Origin of the sequence: Streptomyces tailanensis (assembly GCF_008386495.1) — a bacterium.
Lineage (GTDB): Bacteria > Actinomycetota > Actinomycetes > Streptomycetales > Streptomycetaceae > Streptomyces > Streptomyces tailanensis.
This window is the reverse complement of record NZ_VTHJ01000017.1, coordinates 49890-75885: the sequence shown is the minus strand read 5'-3', so window position 1 is coordinate 75885 and position 25996 is coordinate 49890. Positions and strand designations below refer to the sequence as shown.

General features: G+C 67.6%; 37 protein-coding genes. 31 read left to right on the top strand and 6 right to left on the bottom strand.

Going from position 1 to position 25996, the window contains the following annotated elements:
* The first annotated feature begins 30 nt into the window (after positions 1 to 30).
* From rplB to truA, 27 genes are all read left to right on the top strand, one after another.
* Positions 31 to 867 (top strand): 50S ribosomal protein L2, encoded by an 837-nt coding sequence (rplB, locus tag F3T56_RS16425; protein WP_149825919.1) that lies wholly within the window; start codon positions 31 to 33, stop codon positions 865 to 867.
* A gap of 12 nt (positions 868 to 879) precedes the next feature.
* Positions 880 to 1161 carry a 30S ribosomal protein S19 gene (gene rpsS / locus F3T56_RS16420; protein WP_023547380.1) on the top strand — a complete coding sequence of 94 codons (282 nt, stop codon included), beginning with the start codon at positions 880 to 882 and terminating at the stop codon, positions 1159 to 1161.
* A 42-nt stretch (positions 1162 to 1203) separates the two neighbouring features.
* The gene (gene rplV, locus F3T56_RS16415) at positions 1204 to 1551 is read left to right on the top strand and encodes a 50S ribosomal protein L22 (RefSeq protein WP_053759515.1); all 348 of its coding nucleotides are present in this window, start codon (positions 1204 to 1206) and stop codon (positions 1549 to 1551) included.
* A complete protein-coding gene (gene rpsC / locus F3T56_RS16410) occupies positions 1551 to 2372 on the top strand; it encodes a 30S ribosomal protein S3 (RefSeq protein WP_003998826.1) in 822 nt (273 codons plus the stop codon). The genes rplV and rpsC overlap by 1 nt, the downstream gene beginning before the upstream one ends.
* Positions 2373 to 2377: 5 nt before the next feature.
* A complete protein-coding gene (rplP, locus tag F3T56_RS16405) occupies positions 2378 to 2797 on the top strand; it encodes a 50S ribosomal protein L16 (RefSeq protein ID WP_004927269.1) in 420 nt (139 codons plus the stop codon).
* Positions 2797 to 3021 (top strand): 50S ribosomal protein L29, encoded by a 225-nt coding sequence (gene rpmC / locus F3T56_RS16400; RefSeq protein ID WP_149825918.1) that lies wholly within the window; start codon positions 2797 to 2799, stop codon positions 3019 to 3021. Before rplP ends, rpmC begins: the two co-directional genes overlap by 1 nt.
* Positions 3021 to 3308, top strand: a complete 288-nt coding sequence (gene rpsQ / locus F3T56_RS16395; protein WP_013001413.1) for a 30S ribosomal protein S17 — start codon at positions 3021 to 3023, stop codon at positions 3306 to 3308. Before rpmC ends, rpsQ begins: the two co-directional genes overlap by 1 nt.
* 101 nt (positions 3309 to 3409) lie before the next feature.
* Entirely contained in the window at positions 3410 to 3778 is a 369-nt protein-coding gene (rplN, locus tag F3T56_RS16390) for a 50S ribosomal protein L14 (RefSeq protein ID WP_003998823.1), read from the top strand.
* A 2-nt stretch (positions 3779 to 3780) separates the two neighbouring features.
* Positions 3781 to 4104 (top strand): 50S ribosomal protein L24, encoded by a 324-nt coding sequence (gene rplX, locus F3T56_RS16385; RefSeq protein WP_149825917.1) that lies wholly within the window; start codon positions 3781 to 3783, stop codon positions 4102 to 4104.
* Positions 4104 to 4661 carry a 50S ribosomal protein L5 gene (rplE, locus tag F3T56_RS16380; RefSeq protein ID WP_020135807.1) on the top strand — a complete coding sequence of 186 codons (558 nt, stop codon included), beginning with the start codon at positions 4104 to 4106 and terminating at the stop codon, positions 4659 to 4661. The genes rplX and rplE overlap by 1 nt, the downstream gene beginning before the upstream one ends.
* Positions 4662 to 4666: 5 nt before the next feature.
* Complete coding sequence (locus F3T56_RS16375) at positions 4667 to 4852, top strand: type Z 30S ribosomal protein S14 (RefSeq protein ID WP_004571834.1); 186 nt, start codon at positions 4667 to 4669, stop codon at positions 4850 to 4852.
* Between the two features lie 214 nt (positions 4853 to 5066).
* On the top strand, positions 5067 to 5465 hold the full coding sequence (gene rpsH, locus F3T56_RS16365; protein ID WP_013001411.1) for a 30S ribosomal protein S8: 399 nt from the start codon (positions 5067 to 5069) through the stop codon (positions 5463 to 5465).
* A gap of 24 nt (positions 5466 to 5489) precedes the next feature.
* Entirely contained in the window at positions 5490 to 6029 is a 540-nt protein-coding gene (rplF, locus tag F3T56_RS16360) for a 50S ribosomal protein L6 (RefSeq protein WP_149825916.1), read from the top strand.
* A gap of 3 nt (positions 6030 to 6032) precedes the next feature.
* The gene (gene rplR, locus F3T56_RS16355; protein WP_149825915.1) at positions 6033 to 6416 is read left to right on the top strand and encodes a 50S ribosomal protein L18; all 384 of its coding nucleotides are present in this window, start codon (positions 6033 to 6035) and stop codon (positions 6414 to 6416) included.
* 39 nt (positions 6417 to 6455) lie between these two features.
* Positions 6456 to 7061 (top strand): 30S ribosomal protein S5, encoded by a 606-nt coding sequence (gene rpsE / locus F3T56_RS16350; protein ID WP_009190144.1) that lies wholly within the window; start codon positions 6456 to 6458, stop codon positions 7059 to 7061.
* A gap of 3 nt (positions 7062 to 7064) precedes the next feature.
* Positions 7065 to 7247, top strand: a complete 183-nt coding sequence (gene rpmD / locus F3T56_RS16345) for a 50S ribosomal protein L30 (RefSeq protein WP_003974250.1) — start codon at positions 7065 to 7067, stop codon at positions 7245 to 7247.
* 2 nt (positions 7248 to 7249) lie between these two features.
* Positions 7250 to 7705 (top strand): 50S ribosomal protein L15, encoded by a 456-nt coding sequence (gene rplO / locus F3T56_RS16340; RefSeq protein ID WP_149825914.1) that lies wholly within the window; start codon positions 7250 to 7252, stop codon positions 7703 to 7705.
* Between the two features lie 287 nt (positions 7706 to 7992).
* Positions 7993 to 9306, top strand: coding sequence for a preprotein translocase subunit SecY (gene secY / locus F3T56_RS16335; protein WP_149825913.1), 1314 nt, complete (start codon positions 7993 to 7995; stop codon positions 9304 to 9306).
* Complete coding sequence (locus F3T56_RS16330; RefSeq protein ID WP_149825912.1) at positions 9306 to 9962, top strand: adenylate kinase; 657 nt, start codon at positions 9306 to 9308, stop codon at positions 9960 to 9962. The genes secY and F3T56_RS16330 overlap by 1 nt, the downstream gene beginning before the upstream one ends.
* A gap of 125 nt (positions 9963 to 10087) precedes the next feature.
* Positions 10088 to 10927, top strand: coding sequence for a type I methionyl aminopeptidase (gene map / locus F3T56_RS16325; protein ID WP_149825911.1), 840 nt, complete (start codon positions 10088 to 10090; stop codon positions 10925 to 10927).
* Positions 10928 to 11069: 142 nt separating this feature from the next.
* The gene (gene infA, locus F3T56_RS16320; protein WP_003948620.1) at positions 11070 to 11291 is read left to right on the top strand and encodes a translation initiation factor IF-1; all 222 of its coding nucleotides are present in this window, start codon (positions 11070 to 11072) and stop codon (positions 11289 to 11291) included.
* A 73-nt stretch (positions 11292 to 11364) separates the two neighbouring features.
* A complete protein-coding gene (gene rpmJ / locus F3T56_RS16315; protein ID WP_003998809.1) occupies positions 11365 to 11478 on the top strand; it encodes a 50S ribosomal protein L36 in 114 nt (37 codons plus the stop codon).
* Positions 11479 to 11668: 190 nt separating this feature from the next.
* Positions 11669 to 12049, top strand: coding sequence for a 30S ribosomal protein S13 (rpsM, locus tag F3T56_RS16310; RefSeq protein WP_128433137.1), 381 nt, complete (start codon positions 11669 to 11671; stop codon positions 12047 to 12049).
* Between the two features lie 70 nt (positions 12050 to 12119).
* Positions 12120 to 12524, top strand: a complete 405-nt coding sequence (gene rpsK, locus F3T56_RS16305; protein WP_003956432.1) for a 30S ribosomal protein S11 — start codon at positions 12120 to 12122, stop codon at positions 12522 to 12524.
* A gap of 125 nt (positions 12525 to 12649) precedes the next feature.
* Positions 12650 to 13672: a DNA-directed RNA polymerase subunit alpha gene (locus tag F3T56_RS16300; RefSeq protein ID WP_003966937.1), complete on the top strand. Its 1023-nt coding sequence runs from the start codon at positions 12650 to 12652 to the stop codon at positions 13670 to 13672.
* 179 nt (positions 13673 to 13851) lie between these two features.
* Positions 13852 to 14352 (top strand): 50S ribosomal protein L17, encoded by a 501-nt coding sequence (gene rplQ / locus F3T56_RS16295; RefSeq protein WP_149825910.1) that lies wholly within the window; start codon positions 13852 to 13854, stop codon positions 14350 to 14352.
* A gap of 74 nt (positions 14353 to 14426) precedes the next feature.
* Complete coding sequence (gene truA / locus F3T56_RS16290) at positions 14427 to 15290, top strand: tRNA pseudouridine(38-40) synthase TruA (RefSeq protein ID WP_149825909.1); 864 nt, start codon at positions 14427 to 14429, stop codon at positions 15288 to 15290.
* 22 nt (positions 15291 to 15312) lie between these two features.
* Here truA and F3T56_RS16285 read toward each other — a convergent pair whose 3' ends face one another.
* Positions 15313 to 16203, bottom strand: coding sequence for a hypothetical protein (locus F3T56_RS16285; RefSeq protein ID WP_172638980.1), 891 nt, complete (start codon positions 16201 to 16203; stop codon positions 15313 to 15315).
* A gap of 571 nt (positions 16204 to 16774) precedes the next feature.
* Here F3T56_RS16285 and rplM point away from each other — a divergent pair.
* The 3 genes from rplM to glmM all read left to right on the top strand — a co-directional run bounded on the left by rplM (position 16775) and on the right by glmM (position 19376).
* Entirely contained in the window at positions 16775 to 17218 is a 444-nt protein-coding gene (gene rplM / locus F3T56_RS16275; protein WP_149825907.1) for a 50S ribosomal protein L13, read from the top strand.
* Positions 17219 to 17260: 42 nt separating this feature from the next.
* Entirely contained in the window at positions 17261 to 17773 is a 513-nt protein-coding gene (gene rpsI / locus F3T56_RS16270; protein ID WP_149825906.1) for a 30S ribosomal protein S9, read from the top strand.
* A gap of 244 nt (positions 17774 to 18017) precedes the next feature.
* Positions 18018 to 19376, top strand: coding sequence for a phosphoglucosamine mutase (glmM, locus tag F3T56_RS16265; protein ID WP_149825905.1), 1359 nt, complete (start codon positions 18018 to 18020; stop codon positions 19374 to 19376).
* A gap of 124 nt (positions 19377 to 19500) precedes the next feature.
* Here glmM and F3T56_RS16260 read toward each other — a convergent pair whose 3' ends face one another.
* A complete protein-coding gene (locus F3T56_RS16260; protein ID WP_149825904.1) occupies positions 19501 to 20439 on the bottom strand; it encodes a DUF389 domain-containing protein in 939 nt (312 codons plus the stop codon).
* 44 nt (positions 20440 to 20483) lie between these two features.
* Positions 20484 to 21452: a type I pantothenate kinase gene (coaA, locus tag F3T56_RS16255; RefSeq protein ID WP_172638979.1), complete on the bottom strand. Its 969-nt coding sequence runs from the start codon at positions 21450 to 21452 to the stop codon at positions 20484 to 20486.
* 301 nt (positions 21453 to 21753) lie between these two features.
* Between coaA and F3T56_RS16250 the strand changes: the two genes are divergently transcribed.
* Entirely contained in the window at positions 21754 to 21915 is a 162-nt protein-coding gene (locus F3T56_RS16250; RefSeq protein WP_172638978.1) for a hypothetical protein, read from the top strand.
* Positions 21916 to 21922: 7 nt separating this feature from the next.
* Here F3T56_RS16250 and F3T56_RS16245 read toward each other — a convergent pair whose 3' ends face one another.
* From F3T56_RS16245 to glmS, 3 genes are all read right to left on the bottom strand, one after another.
* Positions 21923 to 23371 (bottom strand): NAD(P)H-hydrate dehydratase, encoded by a 1449-nt coding sequence (locus F3T56_RS16245; protein ID WP_172638977.1) that lies wholly within the window; start codon positions 23369 to 23371, stop codon positions 21923 to 21925.
* Between the two features lie 245 nt (positions 23372 to 23616).
* On the bottom strand, positions 23617 to 23988 hold the full coding sequence (locus tag F3T56_RS16240) for a holo-ACP synthase (RefSeq protein WP_149825901.1): 372 nt from the start codon (positions 23986 to 23988) through the stop codon (positions 23617 to 23619).
* 18 nt (positions 23989 to 24006) lie between these two features.
* Positions 24007 to 25854 (bottom strand): glutamine--fructose-6-phosphate transaminase (isomerizing), encoded by a 1848-nt coding sequence (gene glmS / locus F3T56_RS16235; RefSeq protein ID WP_149825900.1) that lies wholly within the window; start codon positions 25852 to 25854, stop codon positions 24007 to 24009.
* Positions 25855 to 25996 lie beyond the last annotated feature (142 nt).

The window sequence follows — 25996 nt, the reverse complement described above, 5'->3', positions numbered from 1 at the left end:
GATCGTCCGATATCGGACGAGGACTGAGAAATGGGAATCCGCAAGTACAAGCCGACTACGCCGGGCCGCCGTGGCTCCAGCGTCGCCGACTTCGTCGAGGTCACGCGGTCCACGCCGGAGAAGTCGTTGGTCCGCCCCCTGCACAGCAAGGGTGGCCGTAACAACTCCGGTCGTGTGACCGTCCGCCACCAGGGCGGTGGCCACAAGCGCGCCTACCGCGTGATCGACTTCCGTCGTCACGACAAGGACGGCGTGCCGGCGAAGGTCGCGCACATCGAGTACGACCCCAACCGCACCGCGCGCATCGCGCTGCTGCACTACGCCGACGGCGAGAAGCGCTACATCCTCGCCCCGCGCAACCTGCAGCAGGGTGACCGCGTGGAGAACGGTCCCGGGGCCGACATCAAGCCGGGCAACAACCTGGCCCTCCGCAACATCCCGGTCGGTACCACGATCCACGCGATCGAGCTCCGTCCCGGTGGCGGTGCCAAGTTCGCCCGCTCCGCCGGTGCCTCCGTGCAGCTGCTCGCGAAGGAGGGCGCCTACGCCCACCTCCGCATGCCGTCCGGTGAGATCCGCCTGGTCGACGTGCGCTGCCGCGCCACCGTCGGTGAGGTCGGCAACGCCGAGCAGAGCAACATCAACTGGGGCAAGGCCGGCCGCAAGCGCTGGCTGGGCGTCCGCCCGACCGTTCGCGGTGTGGCGATGAACCCGGTTGACCACCCCCACGGTGGTGGTGAGGGCAAGACCTCCGGTGGTCGCCACCCGGTCAGCCCCTGGGGTCAGAAGGAAGGTCGTACTCGTTCGCCCAAGAAGGCGTCGAACAAGTACATCGTCCGCCGCCGCAAGACGAACAAGAAGCGCTAGGAGCGGGTTTAGATGCCGCGCAGTCTCAAGAAGGGGCCCTTCGTCGACGACCACCTGATCAAGAAGGTGGACGCCCAGAACGAAGCCGGCACCAAGAACGTCATCAAGACCTGGTCCCGTCGCTCCATGATCGTGCCGGCCATGCTCGGCCACACGCTCGCGGTGCACAACGGCAAGACCCACATCCCGGTGTTCGTCACCGAGTCGATGGTCGGCCACAAGCTCGGCGAGTTCTCGCCGACGCGCACCTTCCGGGGCCACGTCAAGGAAGACCGGAAGTCGAAGCGCCGCTAGGCGCGGATCGCAACAGACACGTAAGTAACTGGAAGGACAACCATGGAAGCCAGGGCCCAGGCGCGGTACATCCGCGTCACGCCCATGAAGGCCCGCCGCGTGGTGGACCTCATCCGTGGCATGGACGCCACGGAGGCCCAGGCCGTCCTGCGATTCGCTCCGCAGGCCGCCTCCGTGCCCGTCGGCAAGGTGCTCGACAGCGCCATTGCCAACGCCGCGCACAACTACGACCACCCGGACGCCTCCTCGCTGTTCATCAGCGAGGCGTACGTCGACGAGGGCCCGACCCTGAAGCGGTTCCGTCCGCGTGCCCAGGGCCGTGCCTACCGGATCCGCAAGCGGACCAGCCACATCACCGTGGTCGTCAGCAGCAAGGAAGGAACCCGGTAATGGGCCAGAAGGTTAACCCGCATGGGTTCCGGCTCGGTGTCACCACGGACTTCAAGTCCCGCTGGTACGCCGACAAGCTGTACAAGGACTACGTCAAGGAAGACGTCGCCATCCGTCGGATGATGACGTCCGGCATGGAGCGCGCCGGTATCTCGAAGGTGGAGATCGAGCGCACCCGTGACCGTGTGCGGGTGGACATCCACACCGCGCGTCCGGGCATCGTCATCGGCCGCCGTGGCGCCGAGGCCGACCGCATCCGCGGTGACCTCGAGAAGCTCACGGGCAAGCAGGTCCAGCTGAACATCCTCGAGGTCAAGAACCCCGAGACCGACGCTCAGCTGGTTGCCCAGGCCGTCGCCGAGCAGCTCTCCTCCCGCGTCTCCTTCCGCCGCGCCATGCGTAAGAGCATGCAGTCGGCGATGAAGGCCGGGGCCAAGGGCATCAAGATCCAGTGCGGTGGCCGCCTCGGCGGCGCCGAGATGTCCCGCTCGGAGTTCTACCGCGAGGGCCGCGTGCCCCTGCACACGCTCCGCGCGAACGTGGACTACGGCTTCTTCGAGGCCAAGACGACCTTCGGCCGCATCGGTGTGAAGGTCTGGATCTACAAGGGCGACGTCAAGAACATCGCCGAGGTCCGCGCCGAGAACGCTGCCGCCCGTGCGGGTAACCGCCCGGCCCGCGGTGGCGCCGACCGCCCGGCCCGTGGTGGCCGCGGTGGCGAGCGGCGCGGTCGTAAGCCGCAGCAGGCTGCCGGCGCCGAGGCCCCCAAGGCCGAGGCTCCCGCGTCCGCTCCGGCTGAGAGCACCGGAACGGAGGCCTGACCGACATGCTGATCCCCCGTAGGGTCAAGCACCGCAAGCAGCACCACCCGAAGCGCCGTGGTCAGGCCAAGGGCGGTACGACGGTCGCGTTCGGCGAGTACGGCATCCAGGCCCTCACGCCGGCGTACGTGACCAACCGCCAGATCGAGGCGGCCCGTATCGCGATGACCCGCCACATCAAGCGTGGCGGCAAGGTCTGGATCAACATCTACCCGGACCGCCCGCTCACGAAGAAGCCCGCCGAGACCCGCATGGGTTCCGGTAAGGGTTCGCCGGAGTGGTGGATCGCGAACGTGCACCCGGGCCGGGTCATGTTCGAGCTGTCCTACCCCAACGAGAAGATCGCCCGTGAGGCCCTGACTCGCGCCGCCCACAAGCTGCCGATGAAGTGCCGGATCGTCAAGCGCGAGGCAGGTGAAGCGTGATGTCGGCCGGTATCAAGGCGTCCGAGCTGCGCGAACTGGGTGACGAGGAGCTTCTGGCGAAGCTTCGCGAAGCCAAGGAAGAGCTGTTCAACCTCCGCTTCCAGGCGGCGACCGGTCAGCTCGAGAACCACGGTCGGCTGAAGGCCGTCCGTAAGGACATCGCGCGGATCTACACCCTGATGCGTGAGCGCGAGCTGGGCATCGAGACGGTGGAGAGCGCCTGATGAGTGAGAGCAACGTGACTGAGACGAACACCGAGGCGCGCGGCTTCCGCAAGACCCGTGAGGGCATCGTCGTCAGCGACAAGATGGACAAGACCGTCGTCGTCGCCGTCGAGGACCGCAAGAAGCACGCCCTGTACGGCAAGGTCATCCGCAGCACGAGCAAGCTCAAGGCACACGACGAGCAGAACGCCGCCGGCGTCGGCGACCGTGTCCTCCTCATGGAGACCCGGCCGCTGTCCGCGACGAAGCACTGGCGAGTCGTCGAGATCCTCGAGAAGGCCAAGTAATTCCTGCGGCCAACCCCGCAGGTCAGTTCCGCCAGGCTCGGCGAGCTCCGTAAAACACTTACGGAGCTCGCCGGGAACCGGCAGACAATCAGGAGATAGACGTGATCCAGCAGGAGTCGCGACTGCGCGTCGCCGACAACACTGGTGCGAAGGAAATCCTTTGCATCCGTGTGCTCGGTGGCTCCGGTCGCCGCTACGCGGGCATCGGTGACGTCATCGTCGCCACCGTCAAGGACGCGATCCCCGGTGGCAACGTGAAGAAGGGTGACGTCGTCAAGGCGGTCATCGTTCGCACCGTCAAGGAGCGCCGCCGTCCGGACGGCTCGTACATCCGCTTCGACGAGAACGCCGCCGTCATTCTGAAGAACGACGGCGACCCTCGCGGCACCCGTATCTTCGGCCCCGTCGGCCGTGAGCTGCGCGAGAAGAAGTTCATGAAGATCATCTCGCTCGCGCCGGAGGTGCTGTAAGCATGAAGATCAAGAAGGGCGACCTGGTCCAGGTCATCACCGGTAAGGACAAGGGCAAGCAGGGCAAGGTCATCGCGGCCTTCCCCCGCGAGGACCGTGTCCTGGTCGAGGGTGTCAACCGGGTCAAGAAGCACACCAAGGCCGGTCCCACGGCCAAGGGTTCGCAGGCCGGCGGCATCGTCACCACCGAGGCGCCGATCCACGTCTCCAACGTCCAGCTGGTCGTGGAGAAGGACGGCAAGAAGGTCGTGACCCGCGTCGGTTACCGCTTCGACGACGAGGGCAACAAGGTTCGCGTTGCCAAGCGGACGGGTGAGGACATCTGATGGCTACCACCACCACTCCGCGTCTCAAGACGAAGTACCGCGAGGAGATCGCGGGCAAGCTGCGTGACGAGTTCAAGTACGAGAACGTCATGCAGATCCCCGGCCTCGTCAAGATCGTGGTCAACATGGGTGTGGGCGACGCCGCCCGCGACTCCAAGCTGATCGAGGGCGCCATCCGCGACCTCACCACGATCACCGGTCAGAAGCCGGCCGTCACCAAGGCCCGCAAGTCCATCGCGCAGTTCAAGCTGCGTGAGGGCCAGCCGATCGGTGCCCACGTCACGCTCCGTGGCGACCGCATGTGGGAGTTCCTGGACCGCACCCTGTCGCTCGCGCTCCCGCGCATCCGCGACTTCCGTGGTCTGTCCCCCAAGCAGTTCGACGGCCGTGGCAACTACACCTTCGGTCTCACCGAGCAGGTCATGTTCCACGAGATCGACCAGGACAAGATCGACCGCACCCGGGGTATGGACATCACCGTGGTGACCACGGCGACCAACGACGCTGAGGGCCGTGCGCTCCTCCGTCACCTCGGCTTCCCCTTCAAGGAGGCGTGAGCGAGATGGCGAAGAAGGCTCTGATTGCCAAGGCTGCTCGTAAGCCCAAGTTCGCCGTGCGCGCGTACACCCGCTGCCAGCGGTGTGGCCGTCCGCACTCCGTGTACCGCAAGTTCGGCCTGTGCCGCGTGTGCCTCCGTGAGATGGCTCACCGTGGCGAGCTGCCGGGCGTGACCAAGAGCTCCTGGTAATCCCTGTTATTTAGGGATTCCGGAAGCTCTCGGTAAGCACTGGGCGTGTCAGGCGCCCTCCCTTTCATGGCTTAGGCTTGGAGGGTTGGGCGCCTGACGGTCGCCCGTACGACTTACTACGCCGTAGGTCCACCGCACCGCACCCGCCTCGTCTCGGATCGAGGAGAGGGATGGGCACCTGGAAACCCCGGCGAGAGAGGCCGAAGGCCAATTCATGACCATGACTGATCCGATCGCAGACATGCTTACGCGTCTGCGGAACGCGAACTCGGCATACCACGACTCCGTGACGATGCCGGCATCGAAGATCAAGTCGCACATCGCGGAGATCCTCCAGCAGGAGGGCTTCATCACGGGCTGGAAGGTCGAGGACGCCGAGGTCGGCAAGAACCTCGTCCTGGAGCTGAAGTTCGGCCCCAACCGTGAGCGCTCCATCGCGGGCATCAAGCGGATCTCCAAGCCCGGTCTCCGGGTTTACGCGAAGTCCACCTCCCTGCCCAAGGTGCTGGGCGGCCTCGGCGTGGCGATCATCTCCACGTCGCACGGGCTCCTCACCGACAAGCAGGCCGGCAAGAAGGGCGTGGGTGGGGAAGTCCTCGCCTACGTCTGGTAGCGGAAGGGAACGGAGGAAACAGCTATGTCGCGTATTGGCAAGCTCCCCATCACGGTTCCCGCCGGCGTGGACGTCACCATCGACGGCCGTACGGTCTCGGTCAAGGGCCCCAAGGGCACGCTGACTCACACCGTCGCTTCGCCGATCGACATCGCCAAGGGTGAGGACGGCGTTCTCAACGTCACCCGCCCCAACGACGAGCGTCAGAACAAGGCCCTGCACGGCCTGTCCCGCACGCTGGTGGCGAACATGATCACCGGCGTGACCCAGGGTTACGTGAAGAAGCTCGAGATCAGCGGTGTCGGTTACCGCGTGCAGGCCAAGGGTTCGAACCTCGAGTTCGCGCTCGGCTACAGCCACCCGATCACCGTCGAGGCGCCCGAGGGCATCACCTTCAAGGTGGAGACCCCGACCCGCTTCCAGGTCGAGGGCATCGACAAGCAGAAGGTCGGCGAGGTTGCGGCCAACATCCGCAAGCTGCGCAAGCCCGACCCGTACAAGGCCAAGGGCGTCAAGTACGAGGGCGAAGTCATCCGCCGCAAGGTCGGAAAGGCGGGTAAGTAAGCCATGGCATACGGCACGAAGATCGCTAAGGGCGACGCTTACAAGCGTGCTGCCATCAAGCGGCGCCACATCCGTATCCGTAAGAAGGTCAACGGTACGGCTGAGCGTCCCCGCCTGGTCGTGACCCGCTCGAACCGCCACATCGTGGCCCAGGTCATCGACGACATCCAGGGGCACACCCTGGCGTCGGCGTCGACTCTGGACGCGTCCATCCGTGGTGGCTCGGAAGACAAGTCGGCGCAGGCCGGCAAGGTCGGCGCCCTGGTCGCCGAGCGTGCCAGGGCCGCCGGTGTCGAGACCGTCGTGTTCGACCGTGGTGGTAACCGGTACGCGGGTCGCATCGCGGCCCTGGCCGACGCCGCCCGCGAGGCCGGGCTCAAGTTCTGAGCTCGCTGCGTAGCTAGCGGAAAGAGAGAGGTAAATCCAATGGCTGGACCCCAGCGCCGCGGTGGCGGTGCCGGTGGCGGCGAGCGGCGGGACCGGAAGGGCCGTGACGGCGGCGCAGCTGCCGCCGAGAAGACCGCGTACGTTGAGCGCGTAGTCGCGATCAACCGCGTCGCCAAGGTTGTGAAGGGTGGTCGTCGCTTCAGCTTCACCGCGCTGGTCGTGGTGGGCGACGGTGACGGCACCGTGGGTGTCGGTTACGGCAAGGCCAAGGAGGTGCCGGCCGCCATCGCCAAGGGCGTTGAGGAGGCCAAGAAGCACTTCTTCAAGGTCCCCCGTATCCAGGGCACCATCCCGCACCCCATCCAGGGTGAGAAGGCTGCCGGCGTCGTCCTGCTCAAGCCCGCGTCCCCCGGTACCGGTGTTATCGCCGGTGGTCCGGTGCGCGCCGTGCTCGAGTGCGCCGGTATCCACGACGTGCTGTCGAAGTCGCTCGGCTCCGACAACGCCATCAACATCGTGCACGCGACCGTGGAGGCCCTGAAGGGCCTGCAGCGTCCCGAGGAGATCGCGGCTCGCCGTGGTCTGCCCCTCGAGGACGTCGCCCCCGCGGCTCTGCTCCGTGCGCGTGCCGGGGCGGGTGCGTAGGTCATGGCGCAGCTCAAGATCACGCAGGTCAAGTCCTACATCGGCAGCAAGCAGAACCACCGTGACACCCTGCGCTCCCTTGGCCTCAAGGGCATCAACACGCAGGTCGTCAAGGAGGACCGCCCCGAGTTCCGCGGCATGGTGCACACCGTCCGCCACCTCGTGACGGTCGAGGAGGTCGACTGATCATGGCGGAGAACAACCCGCTCAAGATCCACAACCTCCGTCCCGCCCCGGGTGCCAAGACCGCCAAGACCCGTGTCGGTCGTGGTGAGGCCTCGAAGGGTAAGACGGCCGGTCGTGGTACCAAGGGTACGAAGGCCCGCTACCAGGTTCCGGAGCGCTTCGAGGGTGGCCAGATGCCCCTCCACATGCGTCTCCCGAAGCTGAAGGGCTTCAAGAACCCCTTCAAGACGGAGTACCAGGTCGTGAACCTGGACAAGCTCGCCGCCCTCTACCCCGAGGGTGGGGAGGTCACCGTTGCCGACCTGGTCGTCAAGGGTGCCGTCCGCAAGAACAGCCTCGTCAAGGTCCTTGGCCAGGGCGAGGTCTCCGTGGCGCTGCAGGTGACGGTCGACGCCGTCTCCGGCTCCGCCAAGGAGAAGATCACCGCCGCCGGCGGCACCGTCACCGAACTCATCTGAGATCGGACGGCGTCGGCCGACATCAGCAGTACCGGCCGGGTGTGGCCCTCGTGAGGAGGGCCATGCCCGGCTGCTTTTTCATTCCCGTTCATTCCCATTTGGCTGCTGCCGTGGCGTGAAGGGATCGGAAGAGGCCGTGGATCGCTATCCCGGGCGACCCCGGATATAGGTAGGCTGTGCCGCTGGCGCCCAGTGCCGTCCTGGCATGCCGTAATCTCGTTCCTCAGGCCATCAACCCAATTAGTCGTCACCTCACGCGCGCACACGCGGGGGTCGCAGGAGGCACCGTGCTCACCGCGTTCGCCCGGGCGTTCAAGACGCCCGACCTGCGCAAGAAGCTGTTCTTCACGCTCGGCATCATCGTGATCTACCGGATCGGTACACACATCCCGATCCCCGGCGTCGACTACAGCGCCGTCCAGTTCTGCGTTAACGCGGCTCAGACCAATCAGGGCATCTTCGGTCTGGTCAACATGTTCAGCGGTGGTGCGCTCCTTCAGATCACGATCTTCGCCCTCGGCATCATGCCGTACATCACGGCGAGCATCATTCTGCAGTTGCTGACCGTGGTGATCCCGCGCCTGGAAGCCCTCAAGAAGGAGGGACAGGCCGGCACGGCGAAGATCACGCAGTACACCCGCTATCTGACCGTGGCGCTGGCGGTCCTCCAGGGCACCGGCCTGGTCGCCACCGCCCGCAGCGGCTCGCTGTTCCCGAACTGCGCGATGGCCGGCTCGATCGTGCCGGACCGCTCGATCTACACCACCGTCGTCATGGTGATCACGATGACCGCCGGTACGGCGCTCGTCATGTGGCTCGGTGAGCTCATCACCGACCGCGGCATCGGCAATGGCATGTCGATCCTCATGTTCATCTCGATCGCCGCCACCTTCCCGTCCGCCCTGTGGGCCATCAAGGAGCAGGGCGACCTGGCGGGCGGCTGGATCGAGTTCGGCATCGTCATCGCCGTCGGCCTGGTCATGGTCGGGCTCGTGGTCTTCGTCGAGCAGGCCCAGCGCCGTATCCCGGTCCAGTACGCGAAGCGCATGATCGGCCGCCGGTCCTACGGCGGTACGTCGACGTACATTCCGCTGAAGGTCAACCAGGCCGGCATCATCCCTGTGATCTTTGCCTCGTCGCTGCTCTACATCCCGGCACTGATCGCGCAGTTCGCCGGTGGGACCTCCGGCTGGAAGACCTGGATCGAAAAGAACCTGGCGCAGACGGACGCTCCCGCACACATCACCCTCTACTTCTTCTTGATCATTTTCTTCGCCTTCTTCTACGTGGCCATCTCGTTCAACCCCGAGGAAGTCGCGGACAACATGAAGAAGTATGGTGGCTTCATCCCGGGCATCCGGGCTGGCCGACCGACCGCTGAGTACCTCAGCTACGTGCTCAACCGGATCACCTGGCCGGGTTCGCTGTATCTGGCCCTGATCGCTCTCGTGCCGACAATGGCGTTGGCTGGTTTCGGGGCAAACCAGAACTTCCCGTTCGGTGGTACCAGCATCCTGATCATCGTGGGTGTGGGTCTGGAGACGGTGAAGCAGATCGAGAGCCAGCTCCAGCAGCGCAATTACGAAGGGTTCCTCCGCTGATGCGAATCGTCCTCGTCGGGCCGCCGGGTGCGGGTAAGGGAACGCAGGCGGCGTTCCTCGCCAACAACCTGTCGATCCCGCACATCTCCACGGGCGACCTGTTCCGGGCCAACATCAGCAAGAAGACGGAACTCGGCAAACTCGCGAAGTCCTACATGGACAAGGGCGAACTGGTGCCGGACGAGGTCACCATCGCGATGGCGAAGGACCGCATGGATCAGCCGGACGCCGTGGACGGCTTCCTGCTGGACGGTTTCCCGCGCAACGTCTCGCAGGCCGAGGCGCTGGACGTGACGCTCCAGGACGCGGACATGAAGCTGGACGCGGTGCTGGACCTGGAGGTCCCCGAGGAAGAGGTCGTCAAGCGGATCGCCGGCCGGCGCATCTGCCGGAACGACTCGGCGCACGTCTTCCACGTCACGTACAAGCAGCCGAAGGCGGAGGGCGTCTGCGACGTCTGCGGCGGTGAGCTGTACCAGCGCGACGACGACTCCGAGGAGACCGTCCGCAAGCGCCTGGAGGTCTACCACACCCAGACCGAGCCGATCATCGACTACTACAAGGCCCAGGGCCTCGTGGTGACGATCTCGGCCCTCGGCAAGGTGGAGGAGGTCACCGCGCGCGCGATGGAGGCCCTCAAGCGCGACGACAAGTAGTTGTCTGTGGTACGTCGGCCGCGGTGCCCTGGATGGGCGCCGCGGCCGTACTGTTGTGTAGGTAAACCCCGAGCCCGATGAGTTCGTGGGTTCGTAGGCAGAGAAGACGGAGAGCGCAGGCCCCCATGGTGCAGATCAAGAGCCCCGAGCAGATCGCCAAGATGCGCGAGGCGGGGCTGGTCGTCGCCGCCATTCACGCGGCCACCCGGGAGGCCGCTGTGCCGGGCGCCTCCACGAAGGATCTCGACGACGTGGCCCGCAAGGTACTCGCGGAGCACGGCGCCAAGTCGAACTTCCTCGGCTACGGCGGCTTCCCGGCGACCATCTGCACATCGGTCAACGAAGTCGTGGTGCACGGCATCCCGAGCGACGAGGTCGTCCTCAAGGACGGGGACATCATCTCCATCGACTGCGGCGCCATCGTCGACGGCTGGCACGGGGACGCGGCGTACACGGCGTTCGTGGGGTCCGGGCACGCCCCTGAGCTCCTTGAACTGTCGCGGGTGACCGAGGAGTCCATGTGGGCCGGGATCGCCGCCATGAAGCAGGGGAACCGGCTGGTCGACGTGTCGCGGGCGATCGAGACGTACATCCGCCGGCAGCCGAAGCCGGGCGGCGGGAAGTACGGGATCGTCGAGGACTACGGCGGGCACGGGATCGGCACCGAGATGCACATGGACCCGCACCTGCTGAACTACGTCGAGCGGCGGCGGGGCAAGGGGCCGAAGCTGGTGCCCGGGTTCTGCCTGGCCATCGAGCCGATGGTGTCCCTGGGGACGCCGAAGACCCAGGTCCTGGCGGATGACTGGACCGTGGTGACCACGGACGGCACGTGGTCGTCCCACTGGGAGCACTCCGTCGCCCTGACCGAGCAGGGGCCTCTCGTGCTGACGGCACCCGATGGCGGTAAGGCGAAGCTGGCGGAGCACGGGATAGCGGCGGCGCCGGATCCGTTGGGCGCGTAATGATCTCCCTCGTTGGGCATCCTTACCCGGATTCGTGTTTCTGAGGGCCCTGACGTAGACTGACTCGTCGGCTCTCGTGTTTCCGTATGTCTTCATCCGGTCACGCGGAGTCGATCAAGGTAGTCGATTCGAAGGGCGAAGCGTGGCCAAGAAGCAAGGTGCCATCGAGATCGAGGGCACTGTCGTCGAGTCTCTGCCGAACGCCATGTTCAAGGTCGAGCTCCAGAACGGCCACCAGGTCCTGGCACACATCAGCGGCAAGATGCGTATGCACTACATCCGCATCCTCCCTGACGACCGGGTCGTGGTGGAGCTGTCTCCGTACGACCTGACGCGTGGCCGGATCGTCTACCGCTACAAGTAGATCTTGCCCCCGCTCTCCGTGGCCCCGGTTTCCGGGACGCGGGTGGTGGCACTGACCCGGAGAACCTCACCCCATGAAGGTCAAGCCGAGCGTCAAGAAGATCTGCGACAAGTGCAGGGTGATCCGCCGTCACGGTCGGGTCATGGTCATCTGCGAGAACCCGCGCCACAAGCAGCGCCAGGGCTGACGCACGACCGATCCCTCTGCTCGATTCGCAGAGATTCGCGCGACGCAAGCTGAATATGTTCATACGCAGGGCCCAGGCGCTTCGGTGTCTGATACCCCCGGCTCGGAGGCCGGGGACCCGGTTCGTACCTCGTACGGCGGTCGGGAACCGGTTCTGTGGAAGACCTCCGACAATCACCAGGAGCCATTGAATGGCACGCGTTTCCGGTGTTGACATCCCGCGCGACAAGCGCGTGGAGGTCGCCCTCACCTACGTGTTCGGCATCGGCCGGACCCTCTCCCAGGAGACGCTGGCAGCGACCGGCGTCAACCCGAACACCCGCGTTCGCGACCTCTCCGAGGAGCAGCTCGTCGCGATCCGCGAGTACGTGGACAACAACATCAAGACTGAGGGTGACCTCCGTCGCGAGATCCAGGCCGACATCCGCCGCAAGGTGGAGATCGGCTGCTACCAGGGTCTCCGTCACCGTCGTGGTCTGCCCGTCCGCGGTCAGCGCACCAGCACCAACGCCCGCACCCGCAAGGGCCCGCGTCGCGCCATCGCCGGTAAGAAGAAGCCGGGCAAGAAGTAGTCCTCAGCGGACAACGCTTCATCAGCGGTCTTCGCTGTAGGACCGACCACCTCCCCGTAGGAGTTAGTAGATGCCCCCCAAGGGTCGTCAGGGCGCTGCCAAGAAGGTGCGCCGCAAGGAAAAGAAGAACGTCGCTCACGGCCACGCGCACATCAAGAGCACGTTCAACAACACGATCGTCTCGATCACGGACCCGTCCGGCAACGTGATCTCCTGGGCCTCCGCCGGCCACGTCGGCTTCAAGGGCTCCCGGAAGTCCACGCCGTTCGCCGCGCAGATGGCCGCCGAGTCGGCTGCCCGTCGCGCCCAGGAGCACGGCATGCGCAAGGTCGACGTGTTCGTCAAGGGCCCGGGTTCCGGTCGCGAGACCGCCATCCGTTCGCTCCAGGCGACCGGTCTCGAGGTCGGCTCCATCCAGGACGTGACCCCGACCCCGCACAACGGGTGCCGTCCGCCCAAGCGCCGCCGCGTCTGATCTTCGACGCAGGCTGCTTGGTCTGAGGTTTTCGGGCGGTACGACTCCTTCGGGTCGTATCGCCCGTACCCTTGTAACAACTCAGGGCGTCAAATAGCGGGCGCCCCTGACAGAAGGATCGCAACATGCTGATCGCTCAGCGTCCCTCGTTGACCGAAGAGGTCGTCGACGAGTTCCGCTCCCGGTTCGTGATCGAGCCGCTGGAGCCGGGCTTCGGCTACACCCTCGGCAACTCCCTCCGCCGTACGCTCCTGTCGTCGATCCCCGGTGCGGCTGTCACCAGCATCCGGATCGACGGTGTCCTGCACGAGTTCACCACCGTGCCGGGCGTCAAGGAGGACGTCACCGACCTGATCCTCAACATCAAGCAGCTGGTCGTGTCGTCCGAGCACGACGAGCCTGTGGTGATGTACCTGCGCAAGCAGGGCCCGGGTCTGGTCACCGCCGCCGACATCGCGCCCCCGGCCGGTGTCGAGGTGCACAACCCCGACCTCGTCCTCGCCACGCTCAACGGCAAGGGCAAGCTGGAGATGGAGCTCACGGTCGAGCGTGGCCGTGGTTACGTCTCCGCCGTGCAGAACAAGCAGGTGGGCCAGGAGATCGGTCGTATCCCGGTCGACTCGATCTACTCGCCGGTTCTGAAGGTCACGTACAAGGTCGAGGCCACGCGTGTCGAGCAGCGCACCGACTTCGACAAGCTGATCGTCGACGTCGAGACCAAGCAGGCGATGCGTCCGCGTGACGCCATGGCCTCCGCCGGTAAGACGCTGGTCGAGCTGTTCGGTCTCGCCCGTGAGCTCAACATCGACGCCGAGGGCATCGACATGGGTCCGTCCCCGACGGACGCCGCGCTCGCTGCCGATCTGGCGCTGCCGATCGAGGAGCTGGAGCTCACCGTTCGGTCGTACAACTGCCTCAAGCGTGAGGGCATCCACTCCGTGGGTGAGCTGGTCGCGCGCTCCGAGGCCGACCTCCTGGACATTCGTAACTTCGGTGCGAAGTCCATTGACGAGGTCAAGGCGAAGCTGGCCGGGATGGGTCTCGCCCTGAAGGACAGCCCGCCTGGATTCGACCCGACCGCCGCCGCTGACGCCTTTGGCGCGGACGACGACGCGGACGCCGGGTTCGTCGAGACCGAGCAGTACTGAGAGCTCGGGCCAGACGGTCCGTTTTCGGGTGCGGGTGCGCTGTGCTTGATCGCGCAGTTCCCCGCACCCCTTCCGGGGCGCCCCTTCGGGGACGCCCCGGATCTCCGACAGGCGACCGCCTGCTCGGATACTGACCTCGGTACCTGATACGGCCGGGGCAGACACCTAGGAGAAACACCATGCCGAAGCCCACCAAGGGTGCCCGTCTGGGCGGCAGTGCCGCGCACGAGAAGCTGCTGCTCGCGAACCTCGCGAAGAGCCTCTTCGAGCACGGCCGTATCACCACCACCGAGGCGAAGGCCCGCCGTCTGCGGCCGTACGCCGAGCGTCTGATCACCAAGGCGAAGAAGGGTGACCTTCACAACCGCCGTCAGGTGCTCTCGGTCATCACGGACAAGAGCGTCGTGCACACGCTCTTCACCGAGATCGGCCCGCGGTACGAGAACCGTCCGGGTGGCTACACCCGTATCACCAAGGTCGGTAACCGCCGTGGCGACAACGCGCCCATGGCTGTCATCGAGCTGGTCGAGGCGCTGACGGTCGCGCAGCAGGCGACGGGCGAGGCCGAGGCCGCGACGAAGCGTGCCGCCCAGGACGCCGAGGTTGCCGAGACCAAGGTGGACACCACCAAGGCCGAGGACGCCGCTGAGGCTCCGGCCGAGGAGTCCAAGGACGCCTGAGGCTACGCCTTGCGTTGAGCGGGTCCGCCCCCTGCGGGGCGGGCCCGCTCTTGCGTTGCTGAGAGGATCTAGGGGTGAGTGACGAAGTACAGCCCGGGTTCGTACGGGTGCGGTTGGATCTTTCGTACGACGGGACCGAGTTCTCCGGGTGGGCCAAGCAGGCCGGTGGGCGGCGGACCGTGCAGGGGGAGATCGAGGACGCCCTGCGGACGGTCACGCGGTCCAAGGAGACGTATGAGCTGACCGTGGCCGGGCGGACGGATGCCGGGGTGCACGCCCGGGGGCAGGTGGCTCATGTCGATCTGCCGCGGGAGGTGTGGGACGAGCACCACGGAAAGCTGCTCAAGCGGCTCGCCGGGCGATTGTCGAGGGATGTACGGGTGTGGGCGCTCAGGGAGGCGCCCAGCGGCTTCAACGCGCGGTTCTCGGCCGTCTGGCGGCGTTACGCGTACCGGGTCACGGACAACCCCGGTGGGGTCGATCCGCTGCTCCGCAATCACGTGCTGTGGCATGACTGGCCGCTGGACGTGGACGCGATGAACAAGGCCGCGCGGAGGCTGCTGGGCGAGCATGACTTCGCTGCCTACTGCAAGCGGCGTGAGGGGGCGACCACCATTCGTACGCTGCAGGAGCTGAGCCTGGTGCGGGGGGAGGACGGGATCATCACGGCGACCGTGCGGGCCGACGCGTTCTGCCACAACATGGTGCGGTCGTTGATCGGCGCGCTGCTGTTCGTGGGGGACGGGCACCGGGGGGCCGACTGGCCCGGGAAGGTGCTGGCCGCCGGCGTACGGGACTCCGCTGTGCATGTCGTACGGCCGCACGGGCTGACCCTGGAGGAGGTCGGATACCCGGCGGACGAGCTGCTGGCCGCGCGGAACAAGGAGGCGCGGAACCGGCGGAGCCTGCCGGTGGTGCCCGGGGGCGGCTGCTGCTGACCCCGGGCGGGCCGGATGCGGGTTACTGCTCGTTGGCCGCGGCGGCCGCCTGTGCCTCGCCCCGGCGGCGGATCTGTTTGAAGGTGGAATCGCTGAGGTCGTCGCCGGCGGCGAAGACGGAGCTGTCCTTCTCCGTGACGTCCTTGCCGTTGGTGAAGCCGGAAAGGGTGAAGTAGGCGTAGCGGCCGTAGGAGTTGGCCGTCGTACGGCAGAACGTCGTACGGCAGAAGGCGGGGACGCCGTCGCCGGAGAGGGAGACGATGGTGCTCTTCTTGTCCCAGTCCGCCTTGACCTTGGTCGCCTTGGCCTCGGTGTCGAACAGGGCGACGCCGACCGTGACCGCGATCTTGTCGCGGTAGTACGTCACGCGCATGAAGCGGGTGCAGTCGTTGCTGGTCAGGAGCTTGTCGAGGGTGCCCTGGACGACCGAGGCGCAGTCTGTCGTCGAGGCCGTGGGGCCCTTGCGGTAGACGACGTTGTTGCCGTCCGTCAGCTGGGAGCCGGGGAAGAGGATGTCCGGGCTGATCGGCGTCTTGTCCTTGCCCGAGCTGGAGATGAAGTCCTTCGGGTTCAGCGGGGGCGGGGCCGAGGTCGGTGCGAACGACGGGTCCGTCTTGGCGCTGGCGCTCGGGATGTCCGAGGCGGCGGGCAGGTCGCTGTTCGGGCCGCTCGCCGTGGTGGAGCCGCCGTCCGCGTTGACCACCGCGACGGCCACGGCGGCGCCTATGCCGACCGTGGCGAGGGCGCCGCCGATGATCATCAGGAGTCTGCGGCGTCTGTTGCGTGATTCGGACTGTTCGGCGAGTGCCGCCCAGTCCGGGGTCTGGTTGGTGGAACCCCACTGTTGTTGGTCGCCCCACGGATTGTGGGAACCCCCGGGGCTCCACTGGGACCCCCCCTGCCCAAAGCTCATGGGCCGTATTTTAGACGGGGAGAGGGGGGTGGTGGTCGGTGTCTGGAGGTACTGAGCCTCTAGCGTGATCTGGGGCGGCTGGGCAAAAGTGACAACTGTGGGTGGTCGGGGCATTGCCTCGCCCCTCGCCGCCTCTACCCGTCCCTCCCCCACTCTCGGCTTCGCTCGAGCGGGGGGACCCCCATCCAGGGGCTGCCGCCCTTCGACCCCGCCACGCCTTCGAGCTCGGTCGGGACGGTGCGTTGGCGGGTGCGGGTGAGCGGGAACTGCGCGAGCGACCACACGCCGCCCGCACCCGCCGAACAATCCTCAACCCCCGAGCTCTCCCGCGCACGGCTCGGCCCTGGCGGAGCGGGGTCGTTTTGACCCGTCCGGGGGCGCCCGGCTAAGCTGCGTTTTCGTTATGTGTATTGGCTTGCTCATTCTCACGTGAGGGGCCCTTACACCGGTCCACCGGGCCGATGACCAGCGAGCCAGCACGCGGTTGCGTCACCGCTGTGCGGCAAGGGCTGTCGTGATCGTCTTCGGTGACCTGTCAGGAACCTCACTGAAGAAGCGAAGGCTACGAACCGTGCGTACGTACAGCCCCAAGCCCGGCGATGTGACGCGCCAGTGGCACGTCATCGACGCCCAGGACGTTGTCCTGGGTCGTCTCGCCACCACTGCCGCCACCCTGCTGCGCGGCAAGCACAAGCCGATCTACGCCCCCCACGTCGACACTGGTGACTTCGTCATCATCATCAACGCGGACAAGGTGCACCTGTCCGGCAACAAGCGGACCCAGAAGATGGCCTACCGCCACTCGGGCTACCCGGGTGGTCTGCGCTCCGTCCGTTACGACGAGCTGCTGGAGAAGAACCCGGAGAAGGCCGTCGAGAAGGCCGTCAAGGGCATGCTCCCCAAGAACACCCTCGGCCGTCAGATGCTCTCCAAGCTGAAGGTCTACTCGGGCGACCAGCACCCGCACGCTGCCCAGCAGCCGGTGCCGTTCGAGATCACCCAGGTCGCGCAGTAAGTCCGGCCACCCCCTAAGCCTGAAGAGAATCTGAGGAGAATCGTGGCCGAGACCACTGCCGAGCAGCCGCTCGAAGAGCTTGACATCGACAGCTACACCACGGAGACGGACGTCCCCGTCGAGGGCGAGTACACCTCCGAGTCCCTCGCGTCCCGCTTCGGTGAGCCCCAGCCGGCCGCCGGCCTGGGCCGTCGCAAGAACGCCATCGCCCGCGTCCGGATCGTCCCGGGCTCCGGCAAGTGGAAGATCAACGGGCGTACGCTCGAGGACTACTTCCCGAACAAGGTGCACCAGCAGGAGGTCAACGAGCCGTTCAAGGTTCTTGAGCTCGAGGGCCGCTACGACGTCATCGCCCGCATCTCGGGTGGCGGCGTCTCCGGCCAGGCCGGTGCGCTCCGTCTCGGTGTCGCCCGCGCCCTGAACGAGGCCGACGTCGACAACAACCGCGGCCCGCTCAAGAAGGCCGGCTTCCTCAAGCGCGACGACCGTGCGGTCGAGCGCAAGAAGGCCGGTCTGAAGAAGGCCCGCAAGGCTCCGCAGTACAGCAAGCGCTAATCACGCTGCTGCGCCACGCCGCGCGCATCGCCCCGGTGGCACGTACCTGTGCCGCCGGGGCGGTTTTGCTTAGCAGGATTGATTGTTCATCGCAGGATTGTCCATCGGCTGTCGGTGCAACCCCGGCAGGGCGAGGACAGTCTCAGGGGATGTACTCCGGTACGGGACTACCGGGTACGAGTCCACCTGGTACCACTCCACCTGGTACGAGCCGCACATTCTCAGCAATTCGGAGGACACCACAGTGGGACGACTCTTCGGCACGGACGGCGTGCGCGGTGTCGCCAACGCGGATCTGACGGCCGAGCTCGCGCTCGGACTCTCCGTCGCGGCGGCGCACGTACTCGCCGAGGCGGGTACGTTCGAGGGTCACAAGCCGGTGGCGGTGGTCGGGCGGGATCCGCGAGCGTCCGGGGAGTTCCTGGAGGCGGCTGTCGTCGCCGGCCTCGCCAGCGCGGGCGTCGACGTGCTGCTCGTCGGTGTGCTGCCCACCCCCGCGGTGGCGTTCCTCACCGGCGAGCTGGGCGCCGACCTCGGTGTGATGCTCTCCGCCAGCCACAACGCCATGCCCGACAACGGGATCAAGTTCTTCGCCCGCGGCGGCCACAAGCTCGCCGACGAGCTGGAGGACAGGATCGAGGGCGTGTACGAGGAGCACCGGACGGGCGCTCCCTGGGACCGGCCCACGGGCGCGGGCGTCGGGCGGGTCCGGTCGTACGACGACGGCTTCGGGCGGTACGTCGAGCATCTGCTCTCCGTCCTCCCCAACCGGCTCGACGGGCTCAAGATCGTCCTCGACGAGGCGCACGGTGCCGCCGCCGGGGTCTCGCCGGAGGCGTTCAAGCGCGCCGGGGCCGAGATCGTCACCATCGGGGCCGAGCCGGACGGGCTCAACATCAATGACGGGTGCGGGTCCACGCACCTCGCGAAGGTGCGGGCTGCCGTTGTCGAGCACGGGGCGCACCTCGGTATCGCGCACGACGGGGACGCCGACCGGTGCCTCGCCGTCGACCACGAGGGCAACGAGGTCGACGGGGACCAGATCCTCGCGGTGCTCGCGCTCGACATGCGTGAGCGGGGTGTGCTGCGGTCGGACACCGTCGTCGCCACGGTCATGTCCAACCTCGGCTTCAAGCTGGCGCTTGAGCGGGAGGGGCTGCGGCTGGTGCAGACCGCGGTCGGGGACCGGTATGTGCTGGAGGAGATGAAGGAGCACGGGTACGCGCTCGGCGGCGAGCAGTCCGGGCATGTGATCGTGTTGGATCATGCGACCACGGGTGACGGGACGTTGACCGGGTTGCTGCTGGCGGCTCGGGTTGCGCGGACCGGTCGTACGCTCAAGGAGCTGGCCGGTGTGATGGAGCGGCTGCCTCAGGTGCTCATCAATGTGCCTGATGTGGATCGGTCGCGGGTGGGGACGTCTGCCGAGCTGACTGCGGCCGTTGCTGAGGCCGAGCGGGAACTGGGGTATACCGGGCGGGTGTTGTTGCGGCCGTCCGGGACCGAGCCGTTGGTTCGGGTGATGGTCGAGGCTGCGGATATTGAGCAGGCTCGGTCTGTGGCTGGGCGGTTGGCTGATGCGGTGAAGTCTGCGCTCGGGTAGTTGGGCGGTTCCGGGTAGGGGGTGGGGGCTGCGGTTGTTGGCGGGCTGCGGGATCGTTGTGGCTTGTCGCGCCCACGCGGCGGAGCCGCACATAAGCACAGCCCCGCGCCCCTGTGACCCCCGGTTACGAGGCGCTGTTTCCCTTGCGCGGCTTGGACCAGAGCCACTTCTGGAAGAGCAGGGTCAGGGTGCCGGCCAGGATGATGCCCAGGAGGTTCAGGAGCAGTTGCTCCGTGGAGCCGACCGTCTGCTTCATGTCGCCGTAGCTCAGGGCCACCGCGGCGTTGGCGGCCGCCGGGACCGTGGTGACCGAGATGGCCACGCCTACCAGGGCGCCCGACTTGGCCGAGGTCAGGGAGAGGGTGCCCGCGATGCCGGCCAGGACGGCCACGACGAAGGAGAAGGCGTCGGGGGCGTAGACGAAGGCGGTGTTGGGGCGGGTGGCCTCCAGTTCGGCCTCGGTGAAGTAGCCGAGCGAGTCCATGAAGAGGCTGAAGGCGACCGTCACGGCCATCGCCACCGCGAAGCCCACGAGGAGGGCGATCAGGGAGCGCAGGGCGAGGCGCGGATGGCGTTGGACGATGGCCGTGCTGAAGCCGGCCAGGGGGCCGAACTCGGGGCCGACCGCCATCGCGCCCACGATCAGGATGGCGTTGTCGAGGACGACGCCGCAGGCCGCGATCATCGTGGCGAGGGTGATGAAGGCGACGTAGGTGATGGAGAGCGTCGACTCCTCGTGTGTCGCGTCTGCCAGGTGCTCCCACAGGACCGCGTCCGCGCCCTCGCCGGGTGCCTCCGCCTCGGCCTTGTCGGCGCGCTTGGAGAGCGACAGGTCGATGTTCTCCACCGCGATGGAGCCGGTCTCGTCGAGGCCCGACGCCCTGAGCGCGCCGATCAGTTCGTCGCCCGCCTCGCGTGCGACGTCGCACATCACGACGTCGCCGGCGGGGTTGCGGGCGGCGCCCGCCATGACGACGAGGTGAGTCGTCCCGACTCTCTTCTCGATCAGGCGCACCACCTCGTCGGTCTTGTCCGGCGGCGTGATCAGGCGCAGATGCAGCATGGCCTCTGTCTAACAGCTCGGCGTTACGTCCATGGGGCGCCGTCTCACAGCTTGCGCAGGCTGAGCCGTTGGACCTTGTGATCGGTGCCCTTGCGGATGATGAGCGCGGCACGGCCCCGGGTGGGGGCGATGTTCTCGACCAGGTTGGGCTTGTTGATGGTGCGCCAGAGGCCGCGGGCGTAGTCGAGGGCGTCTTCCTCGGAGACCTGGGTGTACTTGCGGAAGTACGAGTCCCGGTTCTGGAAGGCGGTCTGGCGGAGCTTCTTGAAGCGGTTGAGGTACCAGCGTTCGATGTCGTCGGGGCTCGCGTCGACGTACACGCTGAAGTCGAAGTAGTCGGCGAGACCGACGCGGGTGCGGCCGTCCTTGCCGGGGAGGGCGGGCTGAAGGACGTTCAGGCCTTCGACGATGAGGATGTCGGGGCGGCGGACCGTGAGCCGTCGGTCCGGGACGATGTCGTAGATGAGGTGGGAGTAGACGGGGGCCGTCACCTCGTCCTTGCCGGCCTTGATGTCGGCGACGAAACGGGTGAGCGCCCGGCGGTCGTACGACTCGGGGAAACCCTTCCGCGAGACCAGGCCGCGCTCCTGGAGGTCCTTCATCGGGAGCAGGAAGCCGTCCGTGGTGACCAGCTCCACGCGCGGGTGCTCGGGCCAGCGGGCGAGGAGGGCCTGGAGGAGGCGGGCGACGGTCGACTTGCCGACCGCCACGGAGCCGGCGACGCCTATGACGAACGGGGTGCCGGACTGGGAGCCCTGTTCGCCCAGGAAGGTGTTCAGGGCGCCGCGCAGGCCGTCCGTGGCGCCCACGTAGAGGTTGAGGAGGCGGGACAGCGGCAGGTAGATGTCCCGTACCTCGTCGAGGTCGATGACATCGCCCAGGCCGCGCAGCTTCTCGACCTCCTCGGCGGTCAGCGGCAGCGGCGTCTTGTCGCGCAGCGCGCTCCACTCGGAACGGGTGAGGTCGACGTAGGGAGTCGCCTCCGGCCGCTGCCGGTGGGCGCTCCGGGGCATCGAGGAGACCGGAGAGATCACAGTCCATTGTTAACGGAGTTCGAACGGGGTGGCGGGCGGGGTGGTGGGTGGGGTCCGTCACGCCGCTGTACGGCTGTGTCATTACTGTGTGTGAACTGTGGTCAAAGTATGGACCTGAGGTGGTGAAGGGGTCTAGCGTCCGGGCCAGTCGGGAGGGAGCCGCCTTTCGACCGACCATGCGGGTCATGGTCATGGGCTTTGGGGGACTGCCGCCATGCGTATTCAGAATGTCCTGCGTCGGAAATCCACGCGCGTTGATCAACCGGATCTCACCGGGCGCGTGTGCAGCGAACTGGCGGTCGATCTGCCGGACGAGGATCTCGGGGAGTACCTCTACGACTGCCTCGACATGTACCGGATGGGAAGCAAGCCGCGGTGCGAGGAGGTCGAGTATCTGGGGATGGTGCGGGAGGCCATCGAGCGGATAGAGGACGGGGAGTAGAGGGCCGTCAGGCCTTCGTGATGTCGCGCCAGGCCGCCGGGATGGCTTCCGCTACGTCCTGGGCGCTTGTGGGCGCGCCGTTCGCGGCGTAGCGGCCCGCCAGGCCGTGCAGGTAGGCGGCCGCGCTTGCCGCGTCCAGGGGGGCGAGGCCGGCGGCGAGGAGGGAGCCCGCGAGGCCGGAGAGGACGTCGCCGCTGCCGGCCGTGGCGAGCCAGGGGGTGCCGGTGGGGTTGACGCGGACCGGGGTGTCGTCGTCGGGGGTGGCGATCAGGGTCGTGGAGCCCTTGAGGAGGACCGTGGCGTGGTAGTCGCGGGCCAGGTCGCGTACGGCGGTGAGGCGGGCCGACTCCACCTCCTCGCGGGAGACGCCCAGGAGGGCCGCGGCCTCGCCGGCGTGCGGCGTCATGAGCGTGGGCGCCGTGCGGGCTCGTACGGTGTCGCGGTCCGCCAGGCGGAGGCCGTCCGCGTCGAGGAGGACGGGGACGTCGGTGGAGAGGGCCTCGGCGACCGGGGCCGCGTCGTCGCCGGCGCCGGGGCCGGTCACCCACGCCTGGACACGGCCGGCCCTTCTCGGGCCCCTGTCCGACACCAGGGTTTCCGGGAAGCGGGCCAGTACGGCGTCCGCGGCCGGGCCCACGTAGCGGACGGCACCCGCGCCGCCGCGTAGGGCACCCGCGACCGCGAGGACCGCCGCGCCCGGGTAGTGGGCCGAGCCTGCCGCGATGCCGACCACTCCCCGGCGGTACTTGTCGCTCTCCTGAGACGGGTGGGGGAGCAGGGCGGCCACGTCGGCGTGCTGGAGGGACTCCAGGTCGGCGGTGGTGGGGAGGGCGCTGGCGAGGCCGATGTCGATCAGGCGTACGGAGCCGGCGTGCTCGCGGGCCGGGTCGATGAGCAGGCCCGGTTTGTGGGTGCCGAAGGTGACGGTGAGGTCGGCGTGGATGGCCGGGCCGTTCACCTCGCCCGTGTCGGGTTCGATGCCGCTGGGGAGGTCGACGGATACGACGGTGGCGGGGGAGGCGGCTGCGAGTTCGGCCAGGGGGGCGGCTTCGGGGCGGAGGCCGCCCTTGCCGCCGATGCCGACGATGCCGTCGAGGATGAGGTCGGCTCGGTCGATGAGGGCCGGGGTGGTTTGGGCGGTGGGGGTCGTTGTGGTGCCGCCTGTCCGGAGGAGGGCCTTGAGGGCTTCGGGGTGGGTGCGGGTGGGGTTGAGGAGGACGGCCGTCACTCCTGCGCCGCGTTTGGCCAGGCGGGCGCCTGCGTAGAGGGTGTCGCCGCCGTTGTCGCCGCTGCCGGTGAGAAGGACGATGCGGCTGCCGTAGACATGGGGGAGGGTGGCTGCGCAGGCCGCGGCCAGGCCTGCGGCCGCGCGCTGCATCAGGGCGCCGTCGGGGAGTTGGGCCATGAGGGTGCGTTCGGCTGTGCGGACGGTTTCTACGCGGTGGGCTGAGCGCATGGGGTGAGTCTGCCTTGTGGGTGGGGGCGGGTGCGAGGGCAGCCGGGCTTGGGGGGGGCACCCGGCGTTGGGGCTGGGCGGGGGTGGGGTGCGCAGCTCGGCGCTACGAGGTGCCGCTGCGCCCACCCTCCCCCACTCTCGACTTCTCCCCCACTCTCGGCTTCGCTCGAGCGGGAGGGGCCCCCATGAGCGGGAGGTACCCCCATCGCCCCAGCGGCACGATTGCCCGCAGTCGGGTAAGGGCTCTACCCCTCCGCCACCACCACCGCCGAGGCCACCCCCGCGTCGTGGCTCAACGAGATGTGCCAGGAGCTGACGCCCAGTTCGGCGGCGCGGGCCGCTACTGTGCCGGTTACTCGGAGGCGGGGTTGGCCGGTGGGTTCCACGTAGACCTCGGCGTCGGTCCAGTGGAGGCCGGCGGGGGCGCCCAGGGCCTTGGCGAGGGCTTCCTTGGCGGCGAAGCGGGCGGCGAGGGAGGCGATGCCTCGGCGTTCGCCGCTCGGGAGGAGGAGCTCGCTCGGCAGGAAGAGGCGTTCGGCCATGGTGGGGGTGCGTTCCATGGCGGCGCGGAAGCGGTCGATCTCGGCGACGTCGATGCCGACTCCGATGATGGGCATGGGCCGCACCCTACGACGTCACTCCACCGTCACCGACTTCGCCAGGTTCCTCGGCTGGTCCACCTCGTTGCCCCGGGCGGTCGCCAACTCGCAGGCGAAGACCTGGAGAGGGACCGTCGCGACCAACGGCTGGAGCAGGGTCGGCGTCGGCGGGATGCGGATCAGGTGGTCGGCGTACGGGACCACCGTCTCGTCGCCCTCCTCCGCGATGACGATCGTGCGGGCGCCTCTCGCTCGGATCTCCTGGATGTTGGAGACGATCTTGTCGTGGAGGAGGGAGCGGCCGGCGGGGGACGGAACCACGACCACCACCGGGAGGTCCTCCTCGATCAGGGCGATCGGGCCGTGCTTCAACTCGCCCGCCGCGAAGCCCTCCGCGTGCATGTAGGCCAGTTCCTTGAGTTTCAGGGCGCCTTCGAGGGCGACCGGGTAGCCGACATGGCGGCCCAGGAACAGCACCGTGTTCTTCGTGGCCAGCGTGCGGGCCAACTCCCGTACCGGCTCCATGGTTTCGAGGACCCGCTCCACCTCGCAGGAGATTCTGGAGAGGTCGCGGATCACCGCCTGGATCTCGTCGCCCCATTTGGTGCCCCGCACTTGGCCGAGGTAGAGCGCGACGAGGTAGCAGGCCACCAGTTGGGTCAGGAACGCCTTCGTCGACGCGACCGCGACCTCCGGGCCCGCGTGGGTGTACAGCACCGCGTCCGACTCGCGGGGGATCGTCGAGCCGTTGGTGTTGCAGATCGCGAGGACGCGGGCCCCCTGCTCGCGGGCGTGGCGCAGCGCCATCAGGGTGTCCATGGTCTCGCCGGACTGGGAGATCGCGATGACGAGGGTGCGGGGGTCGAGGATGGGGTCCCGGTATCGGAACTCGCTCGCCAGCTCCACCTCGCACGGGACCCGCGTCCAGTGCTCGATGGCGTACTTGGCGATGAGGCCGGCATGGAACGCCGTACCGCACGCGACGATGACCACCTTGTCCACCTCGCGCAGTTCGGCCGCGCCGATGCGGACCTCGTCCAGCGTCAGTGAGCCCGAGGCGTCGATACGGCCCAGGAGCGTATCGGCGACCGCCTTGGGCTGCTCGGCGATCTCCTTGAGCATGAAGTAGTCATACCCCCCCTTTTCGGCCGCCGACGCGTCCCAGTCGACGTGGTAGGTGCGCACGTCGGCGGGGCGGCCGTCGAACGTCGTCACCGTCACGCCGTCCCGGCGCAGCTCCACCACCTGGTCCTGACCCAGCTCGATCGCCGACCGCGTGTGGGCGATGAACGCGGCGACGTCCGAGGCGAGAAAGGCCTCGCCCTCTCCAACGCCCACCACGAGCGGCGAGTTCCGGCGGGCGCCCACGACCACGTCCGGCGCGTCCGCGTGCACCGCGACCAGCGTGAACGCGCCCTCCAGGCGTCGGCACACCAGCCGCATCGCCTCCGCGAGGTCGTCGCACGACGAGAACTCCTCGGCGAGCAGATGTGCCACCACCTCCGTGTCCGTCTCGGACACCAGGTCGTGGCCCCGCTCGGCCAGTTCGGCGCGGAGCGCGGCGAAGTTCTCGATGATGCCGTTGTGGACGACGGCCACCCGGCCCGCGTTGTCGAGGTGCGGGTGGGCGTTGGTGTCCGTGGGGCCGCCGTGCGTGGCCCAGCGTGTGTGGCCGATACCGGTGGTGCCGGTGGGCAGCGGACGGCCGACCAACTCCTTCTCCAGGTTGATCAGCTTCCCCGCCTTCTTGGCGGCGGCCAGGCCCCCGTCGGCCGGCATCGCCACGCCCGCCGAGTCGTAGCCCCGGTACTCCAGCCGTTTCAGCCCGGCCAGGACCACGTCGAGGGCGGACTGCGAGCCGATGTATCCCACGATTCCGCACATATCAACCCCTGTGTCGTCCTGGCGTGTCGCCCCGTCGCGACCTGCCGTGTGCTCTATGTGACTCTACGTGACAGTAGGGTCTCCGGTGAGCCCTCATATCGGGTGACATCCCGCGCGCATATCGGGTGACCCGACGCGCGGC